Source organism: Clostridium lamae, assembly GCF_033043255.1.
In the GTDB taxonomy this organism is placed as follows: domain Bacteria; phylum Bacillota; class Clostridia; order Clostridiales; family Clostridiaceae; genus Clostridium; species Clostridium lamae.
The window spans coordinates 182,284-194,465 of the sequence record NZ_JASCQJ010000001.1 but is presented as its reverse complement, the minus strand read 5'-3'; the positions used below and the strand labels follow the sequence as shown (position 1 = coordinate 194,465).

Annotated in this window: 8 protein-coding genes and 1 riboswitch; all 8 genes read right to left on the bottom strand. The window is 28.7% G+C overall.

What is annotated here, in order from left to right:
• Positions 1–123: 123 nt before the first annotated feature.
• Positions 124–221, bottom strand: a riboswitch (purine riboswitch).
• A gap of 72 nt (positions 222–293) precedes the next feature.
• Positions 294–1,430, bottom strand: a complete 1,137-nt coding sequence (locus tag QK892_RS00845; protein ID WP_317271623.1) for a glycerate kinase — start codon at positions 1,428–1,430, stop codon at positions 294–296.
• Positions 1,431–1,527: 97 nt separating this feature from the next.
• Positions 1,528–3,060: a PTS transporter subunit EIIC gene (locus QK892_RS00840; protein WP_317271622.1), complete on the bottom strand. Its 1,533-nt coding sequence runs from the start codon at positions 3,058–3,060 to the stop codon at positions 1,528–1,530.
• Between the two features lie 79 nt (positions 3,061–3,139).
• Positions 3,140–4,462 carry a 6-phospho-alpha-glucosidase gene (locus QK892_RS00835; RefSeq protein WP_317271621.1) on the bottom strand — a complete coding sequence of 441 codons (1,323 nt, stop codon included), beginning with the start codon at positions 4,460–4,462 and terminating at the stop codon, positions 3,140–3,142.
• A 188-nt stretch (positions 4,463–4,650) separates the two neighbouring features.
• Entirely contained in the window at positions 4,651–5,424 is a 774-nt protein-coding gene (locus tag QK892_RS00830; protein ID WP_317271620.1) for a MurR/RpiR family transcriptional regulator, read from the bottom strand.
• Between the two features lie 230 nt (positions 5,425–5,654).
• The gene (locus QK892_RS00825) at positions 5,655–8,576 is read right to left on the bottom strand and encodes a VWA domain-containing protein (protein ID WP_317271619.1); all 2,922 of its coding nucleotides are present in this window, start codon (positions 8,574–8,576) and stop codon (positions 5,655–5,657) included.
• A 1-nt stretch (position 8,577) separates the two neighbouring features.
• Entirely contained in the window at positions 8,578–9,189 is a 612-nt protein-coding gene (locus QK892_RS00820; RefSeq protein WP_317271618.1) for a type II secretion system protein, read from the bottom strand.
• Positions 9,190–9,203: 14 nt separating this feature from the next.
• Positions 9,204–11,261, bottom strand: a complete 2,058-nt coding sequence (locus QK892_RS00815) for an autotransporter outer membrane beta-barrel domain-containing protein (RefSeq protein ID WP_317271617.1) — start codon at positions 11,259–11,261, stop codon at positions 9,204–9,206.
• A gap of 20 nt (positions 11,262–11,281) precedes the next feature.
• A complete protein-coding gene (locus tag QK892_RS00810; RefSeq protein ID WP_317271616.1) occupies positions 11,282–12,178 on the bottom strand; it encodes a type IV pilus modification PilV family protein in 897 nt (298 codons plus the stop codon).
• Between the last annotated feature and the right edge of the window lie 4 nt (positions 12,179–12,182).

Here is a 12,182-nt window from a genome sequence, read left to right as displayed (position 1 = left end):
TCATTTTTTTATTAATATGAAACTTAAAATTCATTTTTTCTCTATTTTTATGTATAAAAAAAGACATATTAATCTTCTAAGTGAAGTTAATATGCCTATAAAACTATATAACAAATATAGCTTAAGTATATCAAAATCACTCATAGTCGGAAATTTAAGGTTCCCGGTAGATACTCTCTGCCATATTCAGAGGATATACGAGCTCATTATATATGTCTGTTTTAATTTATAGTTATTATATATCTCTCCTATGTTATTGTCAATAATTTTGCAATTTATATTTCAAGTAAATTTTACAAATTGGTTTTAATCATTCTTACTATATTTTCTGTTGTAGATTCTATATTTTCTTTTCCACCTTTTAATGCCTCTTCTAAAGTCATAACGCTATTTAGTATTCCAAAAGCTGCTGTGACTCCTAACTCATATAATTCATTAATATTAGAATCTACTTTTCCTCCTAAAGCTATTACAGGAATATTATATTTTTTCCCTAACATCGCTATTCCACTAATAGTTTTACCAAACTTAGTTTGAGCATCTATACTTCCTTCCCCAGTAAATATATAATCTGCTCCTTTTATTAATTCTTCTAATTTGGAATATTTAATTACTATATCTATACCCCTATTTAATTCTCCACCACAAAATCCTACTAAGGAAGCTCCCATTCCTCCTGCCGCTCCAGCCCCTTCAATATTATCAATATCTATATTAAAGGTATTTTTAACTACATTTGCAAAACTCTTTAAATTTGAATCTAGGATTTCTATCATTTTTTCATGGGCACCTTTTTGCCTAGCAAAAATATAACTTGCTCCATTTTTGCCTGTTAAAGTATTTTTAACATCACAAGCAACTTCTATTTTTACATTTTCGATTCTTTTATCAAAATTGGATAAGTCTATTTTTTTTATTCTATGAAGCTCTCCTCCACCAAAGTGAACCTCTTTATTATTATCATCTAAGAAGCGTCCCCCTAAAGCCTGCAACATACCCACGCCTGCATCATTTGTTGCACTTCCACCTAGACCTATAACTATAGTATTTACATTAAAATCTAATGCAGCTTTTATTAATTCACCAGTTCCATAACTTGTAGTAATCATTGGATTTCTTTCTTCTTTATTTATAAGTTCTAATCCACTCGCCTCTGCCATTTCTATTATTGCAGTTTTCTTATCACCTAGAATCCCAAATCTAGCTTTAATCTTATTCCCTAATGGATTTAAAACTTCCTTATAAAATATTTCCCCATTTGTAGAATCAATTAAGGCTTGCAAGGTTCCCTCTCCCCCATCTGCCATAGGTACATGTATAACTTCAACATCAGGCATTACTTTTCTTATCCCCTTCTCCATAGCTATACAAACCTCTTTAGCTCTCATGCTTTCCTTAAAAGAATCTGGTGCTAGTATAAATTTCTTCATTCTTTTCTCCTCCAAAACAACAACTGTCAATTAAATATATTTAGTATGCACTAAAAATCACTCAGCTATATCTTTAATCTGAGTGATTTTTATAAAACTATAGTGCTTCTTTTACTGCTGATGCTATTACATCAACCTTCGGCCCATATATAACCTGAATATGAGTATCTGATGTTTTTACAATTCCTACTGCTCCAGTAGATTTTAGTCTACCTTCATCTGTTTTACTAATATCTTTTATATCAACTCTTAATCTTGTAAAACAATTGTTTACTTCTACTATATTTTCTCTTCCGCCTAAAGCTTCTATAATTTCTTCTTCTTTAGCTGAACCTTTATTGGAATTCTCTTTATTATTTTTTGAATCTCCATTTATAGTTTCAGTATCATCACCTGATTGAATCTGAATATTTTTCTTAGTTAAATACCACTTAAATACAAAGTAATATATAGCTGCATACACTAGTCCAACAATAACTGTGTAAATCCAATTAGATCCTGGTACCATCATACCATAAACTACTAAATCTATAATACCACCTTGAGTATTTCCTATTCCTACATTTAAAATTGACATTAACATAAATGATAACCCTGCCATAACAGAATGGAAGATAAATAAGAATGGTGCTACAAATAAGAATGCAAATTCAAGTGGCTCAGTTATCCCAGTTGTGAATGAAGCTAAAACTCCTGCAATTAATAATGCTTTAACAGCCTTTTTCTTTTCTGGCTTAGTTGTCTTATATATTGCATAAGCTGCAGCTGGTAATCCAAATACCATATATGGAATCTTACCTTGTGCCATATACACAGTAAAATCTTTTAAAACTTCTATATCTACAGTTCCAAAGTATTGGAAGAAAATATTCCATACGCCTTCTATACCTTCATAAACTCCACCAACAGATGTAGTTCTAAATATTCCATTTAAAATATGATGTAATCCTGTTGGTATCAATAATCTTTCAAAGAATCCGAATAAGAATACCCCTAGATTTCCTAGATTTGCAATACCATATCCAACAGAGTTTATAACATTAGAAATTGGTATCCATATGAAAGGTAATATTTGTCCTAATAAAGTTGCAGCAAGTACAACTATTATAGATACAAATCTCTTTCCACCAAAGAATGCTATAGCAACAGGTAATTCAATATTATAAAAACGATTATGAAGTGCTGAAACTAATATCCCTGCTGTCATCCCACCTATAGCGCCCATTTCTAAAGTTTTTGCAACTCCAAGAACTGTTCCAAGTCCAACTTCTCCAAAGTTAATAAGTCCTGATGCTATTATATTTGATGCACTCCACGCCATAATATAATATCCAATAAATCCTGCCATTGCTGCAATATGTTTTTCCTTCTTAGCTAATCCCATAGAAATTGAAATTGCAAATAATACCGGTATCAACTCAAAGACTTTACTACTCATTGATCTAATTAAGAAAAGTACATAGTAGATGTACTCGTTTTCTAAGAATGGTAGAAAAGCTTGTACCTGAGGTCTTGATAATGCTGCTGTTAATCCATAAAGTATTCCTACAGCTGCTAAGGTAGCAATTGGTAGCATTAAACTTCTACCAAAAGCTTGGAAGAAATCCATAATTTTTTGTTTACGTTTCATATCCCTATCCTCCTATAATATATTCTCTTTATTTATCAAGAAAGATATTACTAATTCAATATCTTTCTTGATTATTAAATTATTTTAATTCTGGCCAATATTCCTTGTTAGCTTCTATTAAATCATCAAGAATCTTTCGTGCCTTTTTACCATCAACAATAGTTCTGTTTAATGTTAATGCCTTTAAAGCCTTATTATAGGAATTCTCAAAATATGCATCAACTGCTAGCTTCTCATAAGCTAATTGCTGTTCTATCATCCCTTTATAGAATGTATCTATTTTTCCTACTCCCATTGGACGTGGTCCATTAGCTCCTAATATAGCTGCTACTTCCACCATTGCATCATCTTGTATATTTTCAATTAATCCATTATTCTCAACTATAACTATATATTGTCTATTTCTATTATGGGCTATAGCTTCTGCCACTTCTACAATCATATCTCCATGAGCATCATTGTGTACTACCTTAGAATCTTTTGCTGTTCCTACCTCTGCAATTCTTCTACAGTCTTCAAATACTCTCTTTTCACGATTAGCCATAACTTCATTTGCTCTTGTATAATTAGGGTCTTGCTTAGCTACCTTATATTCTGGATATAAGTAATATTGAAGATATGTGTTTGGTAAATATTCTGGGTAATCCTTTAGCATAGTCTCAACCATAGCATAAGTATCTAACCAAGATTTATCTCTTTGCTCTGCATCTACTGGGATAAATCCATTCTTATAAACCATATCCTTTATTACTGGAACTAAATCTTTTCCTTCTTTATCATATAAATGTGTGAACCATCCAAAGTGATTTAATCCGAAATAAACTGGTTCAAATTCATATGGATCTACATTTAATAATCTTCCATAAGATCTTAATAAGTTCACTGGTTGGTCACATATATTTAATATTCTTTTATCATTAGGGAACTCCCTATTTAATGCTTCTGCTACTATAGCTGCTGGATTAGTATAATTAATAATCCATGCATTTTCAGATCTTTCTCTTACATCATTCACCATTTGAATCATATCTCTTATTGAACGCATTCCATATGCAAATCCACCTGCTCCACATGTTTCTTGTCCTATACATCCATGCTTTAGAGGAATCTTTTCATCTAACTCACGCATCTTATATCCACCAGTTCTCATTTGGCAGAAAACAAAATCTACATCCTTATATGCTATTTCTTTATCAGTTGTATATTCAAAATCCAATTCAGGATAATTTTCTTTAAAAAATACTTTAGCAAACTCCCCGATAACAGCTTGGCGTTCACTATTTGTATCGAATAAAACTAACTTATTTAATGGAAACTCATTTTTCTTTTTTGAAAGGCTACTTAATAATCCTGGGGTCCAAGTGCTTCCTCCACCAACTATTACTATATTATATTTCTTCATCTTAATTCCCCCTTGTTTGTTTAGACATTAATCTTATTTACAAGACAAGTCTAACCCCTAAAGTAAACTTTTTCAATGAATCTAGCGCCTTTAGTACCATATCAAGCTTATTGTCATATGTTTCATATGCTGTAATTTATGACACCCTTGATAAATACTAGGCTAGAGGGAATTATTATATTAGCTTATTATCTGTTAGTTTTATCATAATTTCTTTTTTCTACATACTTATTTACTATTACATTTAAAACAAATAATACTGGTATTCTAGATTTCATATCATAAGGCAAATTACTAGTTTCATTTGTATAAATCCTAAAATTGATATCTGCTATTTCTGAAATAGTATTATTATTTATATTTGTAATTGCAATTATTGTGGCTCCTTTACTTTTTGCAATTTGAATCATCTTTATTATTTGATGTGTTTTTCCACTTAAGCTGGCAACAAATAAAACATCTTTTTCACTCATAGCTTCAGCTGCTAAATAAGCAATATGTGTATCTTCATAACATATATTTAGTCTATTACATGTTAATAAATATTTAGATATATATTGTAATGCTGTACTAGTTAACCCCTTACCGAAAAAGTGTATATTTCTATCTAAAAGAAGTAATTCTACAACTTTATCCACATCATCTTCCGATATTAAATTGTAAGATTGCTGAATCTCATACATTAAGTTATCAGCAATTTTCCCAATTGAGCTAACTTCTTTTAGCTGAACTTCCTCACTATTTAATTCTTCTCTTATTTTATATTTAAGCTCTGAAAAACCAGATAAACCAACCTTTTTACATAATCTAATAATTGTAGCTGTAGATATAAAAATACTTTTTGCAAGTTCTTGAACACTCATATTAAGAACTTCTCTCTTATTTTTTTCAATATATTTTAAAACTTCAATCTCTGAATTGCTTAAACTACTTAAAATATCAGTATTTAATGATTTTATCAATATAATCCTCTCCCATATATTATTTATAATTAAATTCTTATTCTATAAATTGTATTATATTATTTAAATATAGAAATTATAAGCTATATTAATTTTTTTATTAATATGTTAATAGATTTTATTGTTTAGCTTTATAGATATTACAATAATATTTAATATGTAAGTTAAATTTAAAAAAGCTAATCCCCTTAGTTATAGGAATCAGCTTTTATACTTTATTTTTTATATATTTAGAACAAATCTGGTAAGCTTGAACTTCCATCTGTTTCAATTGGAACTTCTATCTCAACAGCCTTATTAATAGTTTCACTGAATATAATTTCGTTTATTACTGGATCATCATCATAGAACTCCTGCTTTACCCTACCTTGATATATAACTAATATATCTATTTCTCCTGTTTGATTGCCTTCTTTAATCTTATCAATAGATATATTAAAGTTATTATTTCCTTTGCTTTCTATTTTTTTATTCTCATTTGATATTGCTATTAATTCATTATTTCCCGAGGAATCTTTTAAAACCTTGTATATCTTAATATCAATTGAGTTTACAGGATTAAATTTCTCATCTATATTTAATTCAAACTTTGCACTATTTCCACCTAAAGTAAATTGAGCTCCAAAGGTAACCGTTGAACCTTGTGCAATCTCAAATCTTGCTCCATTATTAGTTTCTTGAATATCTACTTCACCATTAATTCCATTATATAATCCATGGGAAAGATTCTTCACTTCGTCTTTTACTGTTACTACAGGAGTAGTTATTAAAGATTCTACAATCCCACCCTTTAACTTATTATAGACAATTACATTTTTATTTGCTTCACCAAAATTCAATTCTCCAGACTTATCTAAACTTGGTGATATAGAAAATTCTATTGGAGTAATGCTACTCGCTGAATATCTACCATTTGAAACATAATTATAAATAACTTCCGGTAGCTTTATAGTTGCAATACCATTGCTTACATTCTCTATTCCACTAATCGGAATAAAATTATTTCCTAAGTTTATTTTCAATACAGGATTAAATTTATATGGTTTGTACTTAGTAGCAGAAACTATTCTATCTGAAACTAGACTCATTAAACTATTTTCAATACTGTTATAATCATTATTTACTACGTTAAAGTATCCCTCTGTATTTCCTACTAATAAACTATGCATTTTATATAAACTATCTGCAGTTGTTTTGTTATTCATAGATAAACTTACAATATTATAGCCCTTATCTTTTAACTTTCCTAAGTCACTCTCGGTATAAGACACTTGTCCGGTAGATATAAATATTATATTTTTCTTTGCATCAGCTCTTCCTGAATTTAAGACTTTTGTAATAGAGTCAAATGTCTTAGAAATATTAGAAGTCATATTATCAGTGGCTAATTTTTTTATATAATTATCATTTAAATCTGTAACATTGTCTGTCAAAGGAACCTCTTGTTTAACTTGATTACTATATGTTATTAAACCATATTGAGATTTACTAATTTTCAAAGCGTCTATATTTAAAAGCTTATTAAATAAAGCGTTTTTTATTATTGTTAATGAATCTTTCATACCTTCTGAAACATCTAGAACTATAACAATATCATTCGGAATTGCATTGGTGCTATCATTAAATACAAAATCTGCAGCTTCTACTTGATATCTAACATTAAATATCTCACCTTTATTGACACTAACATTACTTTCACTTATAAGCTTAGCACTTATAGATGGCAGTTCATTTGATTTAATTGTTATAGGTACAGTATTTTTAGGGTTTATTGTTATAGTGCTATCCTTCCATGGAAAGTTAATACTTATTTTATTATATATTTGTTGCTCCCCTGGCTTATTTCCTTTCACAATAAATTTAAATGGCACTGGATCAGCTTCATATCTTACTTTTCCATTTCTTTCAGATACCTTTTTATAATTTACATTATTTAATTTTACAGTATTTCCTCCTATATTTAGAGTAAATCCATCTGTAAAATTTATATTCATATCTATATTATTTATAGGATAACTATCTATAATTTGTGTTGCTATTTTATTAAATACAGCTTGTATAGCATTTGTACTGGTTGGGAAAAATCCACTACTTTCATATAAATCTGGTTTTCCCTTAATATTAAGTCCTGTCATTGCTTCATGTATGGTTAATAAAGTGTCATTTCCATCGGTCTCTAAGCCATATCCTACTGAAAATGAATTGTATCCTTTCGTCTTTATAATTTCACCTATTACTTTTGCATACTCTTTAGACTTGGTATCCAAGTCAGTTCCTTCTCCTGCAATTTGCGGCTGAGTATTATCTATTGTCATATAGTTCTTTTTATTTGAGCCTGTTACTGAATAAAATGTCGGTAATCCATCCGTCATAAGAACTATAGTTTTACTTGCTGATTTTTCTCCATTATCAAGCATATGAATAGCTTTTCTCATACCTTCACCAGTATTAGTTCCACCCAAAGCATCTAAGTTATTAATTATTCCTGTCAATCTTGAATCATTGCTTTGCAGAAAATTTACTCCAAGTGAACTATAATTTGTGACATCATGGCTACTATTAGAATCTAAGCTTTTAACTCTCTTAGTTCCATTTTTACTATTTGGATTAATTGTAGCTATACTAGAGTAAGCCACTATACCTATCTTAAGATTAGGAACATCTCTCATTTTCTCTATAAAACCATTAGCTGCTCTTTTTAGCTCATCTATCTTTCTGTTGTTAGTAGTAATATTATGCTCACCAGACTTTCTATGTTCAACACAATAATCATTTACCCATCTATGCCATATTTGCCACCATTCACCATGATTCAGATCGCTACTATCATGAGATGTACAATATCTTACTCTTTCATTAGTACATGGGTCCTCTATTTCCTCATTCATACTTCCAGATACATCTAAAACTAATACTATTTCTTTAGCTGGAGTGGTTGCTTCAAAAGGTTTTGGTATTATCCTACCACTAACTGTTATATCTTCACCAACCATAGCTGGATTTGGCGATGCTGAAATCTCAAAATCAAAATCAGGTTTATCTGGAATTTCTCCCGTTGCTTTTACATTTAAACTCTTAAGGGATATTAAAGTTGATATAACAAATAAAATTGTTATAATACTTATTATTTTAAACTTCTTTTTTTTAATCATTTTATCCCCTCTCTTTAAATTTATTTCTGAACTTAACTATAACACTCACTGGCATAGTTACATCTGAATAGCCTTTTTTCTTATTTAATACTAATGAAATCTCTAAACCAGTGGATTCTTTAAAATTTCCTTCTAAATTCATTCTATAGTCTAATGGTCTAATCTTAAATTCTGTGATATTAGTTGATAGAACCTTTGGTAAATTTAATTCAGAATCTGTAATTTCTTCCCCATTCTCATTAACTTTCTTTAATAATAGTTCTTTGTTTTGATTATTATATATAAATGTAAAATAGCTTTCTCCAACTTTAAAAACTACTTCTGTAACATCTAATTTTCCATCACTATCGCTTATTTCTTTATAGTTATATTTATTATTATTTGTAAGCATTACGTTATTAATTTTAATTATTCCTTCTGCTTCAATTCCATATTGTAATAGCTCTTTTTGAATTACTTCTGACTCAATTTGAAGATCTGAATTTATCTCTGTTCTTGCTAATGTTTTACTATTATTAAGAAAGAATAGATAAACTACTCCAAGAACTATAACTGTTATACTTAATGTAATTATAAGTTCTAATACAGTAAAACCTTTTGATTTTTTCTTCAATAAATCCACCTCTTCTATTTAATAATTTTCCATAAAGATTTTTTCATAAATTTCTCAACACTATAAAGTTCTGAATCAGAATTTACTCTTATTTCTTCTCTGCTACTTTGTGCTTTTATAAATATATCTTTTAGGAAATCATAATTTAAAGATAATATACTTCTTATAACTTGAGGGTCATAAGCTATATTTTTTTCTCCTTCACCTTTTAAAATTATATTTCCAGTTGTAATTATATTTCCTTTGAAATCAAAATCACCTTCTATTGTTATATCTCTATTAGTTATAATCAGCCCTTTTTCTATGATTTGTCCATTATACTCGTTGTCCTTAATTTCAATTACATCATTTTCATTTCCTTTTAAAATAACTATACCTTCACTTTCATCAAATGAACTTCCTTGTATTCTTCTAATTTCACCGAAATCAACTTGATTTTCAACGGTTCTCTTTACTTCTTGTCCAGCATATAAATCTTCATAGCCTGTGGCATCGCCCATAGCATATACATTTCTTGCAAATTCATTTCTTTGCTCATTTATTAATTTTATATCATTGTCATCTATATTAGATTTTAAAATATTTCCTTCGCTATCTTTCACACTGGCTCCAACAGATTTAACATTTCCTTTAAGCTCTACTCCGCCTTCATTAAACTTATAGTGATTTTTATCTTGATAATAATATTCTGCAAAATAATCTGCCTTCATATTAGCATCAGAATTATTGTCTTTGCTTTCCAGTAATTGTAGCGGTGAGTAGTATTTTAATGTAACATTATTCTTTCCGTCTAAAATATCTTGAACATCGGTATAAGCTAGATAATTTCCCTTTATTGCCACTGATTCTCCAGTTTGATATTTTTGTCCACTTGCATCCGTTGCATTTAAATAAGCAACTCCCATAATATATGAATCATGTTCTACAGTTAATTTGGAAGTTCCACTTGTATCATTAACGATGATACTACTTGATTTTAAAGCTTTATTGGCAGTTTCCGTATCAGTTGTTTTATCATTAATACCATAAAAATTCTTACTAATTGTAATATTACTACTTGTAGCATTTAAAGCTAAATCATTGTTCACTATAACATTTTTCTCAAAAGATACATTATTTGATTGTGAAACATTTGAATTTATAGACTTACCAACATAAATATTTTTAGCAAATGTATCTCCATTAACTACGCTTTGTGCGTTATTATTTAAATGATAGGTATTTGCAGTATATATATTCCCAGTAATATTAAAGCTTGTATTATCTAACTTTATTCCACCTATATATTTATCAAAAGTATACTCTGGATCTGTTCCTAAGTTATTATTTCCTTTTATCCATATATCTCCATTTATATTTACAATGCTTTTATTAGCAGAACTCTCAACATTCATATTTCCATCTGCAGTGATTGCCTTTCCATCAAAAACAGGAGATATATTTATTGAAGTTATTTCTGTATTATATTCTGGAGCAAAAACTTCATATTCTGTAGATACTGTTTTTCTATTCTTAAATTCTCCTAGTTTAGTTTCAAAAGTTGAGTGAACTTTTATTGTTATACTTTCTATTACTTCTCCATGCTTATTTACTTTATACCCCTCTTCTGGAATTTGTATGTCAATATCTTTATTCATTCCGTTAGGTGCATAATTAATTACTCCATTATCAGATATAGACTTTATATACAACTTTTCTTTTATTAGTTTTTCTAGTAGTTCACCACTTGTTTCTGTTTCTTTATGAGATAGAAAATAATAAAATTTTTCCTTAAATAACTTATTTAATTCCTCTTTGCTTGTATAACTGTTATCTAGTTCAGTGAATTCTCTTCTAAGTTCTTTATCTGCATATTTTATGGCTTCTTGTGAGGTTTTTATTATTGTATTTTCAACGATATCTAATCCTGAATCTGCTTCATAAAGATTTTTAATCTTTTTACTTTGGTTGATTCTCATTTTATAATCATTTGCTGTAACAGCTAATATAGTTGTACCTGTAGTAAAAATAATTGCCATTACAAAAATCACTATTACAAAGGTAGATCCCTTTTTCTTTTTTCTTAACTTCACCTATAATCACCCCTATAAGCCTATTTTATATTCACATTTTTGCTTGAAGCACCTTCAAATAAACTATTATTTTTCTTATCTTTAACATTAACCTTATAGTTATATAAATCTCCAATTGAATTTTCTTCTATTTCATTTTCTTCATATAAAATGACATCCCCAATACTTGAATATATCTTAAACTTTGAATAACTATTCCTTCCCTTTATTATACGAATCTCTACAATTTCTTCTGTATTATTTTTAAACTCTATATCCATATCTCTAGAAAAATCTTCTTTAATATATAAAACAATATCGTTGTTATCTACGTTTGCTTTATCAATGCTTAACAACGCACTAGAACTATTTTCTCCATATACATTTAATTTGCTTGAGCTCTTCTCTAACTCAATAATTAATTTATTTGAAATTATACTGACCTTTCCTAAACTGTCTTGTATCTTTCTTATACCACTATCATTAATAAAGTTAACTCTAAATGCCGCATTAGTATTTTTCTCTAAATTATTTTCATTATCATATTTAAAATTTTCATCCTTAAATAATTCAACGTCAATTTTATAAATATCCTTATCTCTTCCATCTACTTCTGAAGGTTTCCCATACATAGTTCTATCAAAACTTCCTGCAAATTTTCCATCCGACATTTGAATTATTTTATCTCCATCTAAAAGTTCAAAATACTTTTGTCCATTATCAATTTTTAAAGTTATATCATCATAAGCCTTTAACTCTTCTAAGACTTTTTGCCCTATATAACTTGCTTTCTGCATATCTTCTGCATCTATGTTATTTCTTAGGCTAGACATCACTAGACCTGATAAAGGTATTATTAATATTGATAAAAGGGCAACACTAATTATTACCTCAATTAATGTCATCCCCTTTTTTACTTTTATTTTACTCCCCTTCATACTA

Excerpts from the sequence above, each read along its gene's own strand:
- QK892_RS00845 (WP_317271623.1), bottom strand. The coding sequence starts at position 1,430 with ATGAAGAAATTTATACTAGCACCAGATTCTTTTAAGGAAAGCATGAGA.
- QK892_RS00835 (WP_317271621.1), bottom strand. The coding sequence starts at position 4,462 with ATGAAGAAATATAATATAGTAATAGTTGGTGGAGGAAGCACTTGGACC.
- QK892_RS00825 (WP_317271619.1), bottom strand. The coding sequence starts at position 8,576 with ATGATTAAAAAAAAGAAGTTTAAAATAATAAGTATTATAACAATTTTA.
- QK892_RS00810 (WP_317271616.1), bottom strand. The coding sequence starts at position 12,178 with ATGAAGGGGAGTAAAATAAAAGTAAAAAAGGGGATGACATTAATTGAG.
- QK892_RS00840 (WP_317271622.1), bottom strand. The coding sequence starts at position 3,060 with ATGAAACGTAAACAAAAAATTATGGATTTCTTCCAAGCTTTTGGTAGA.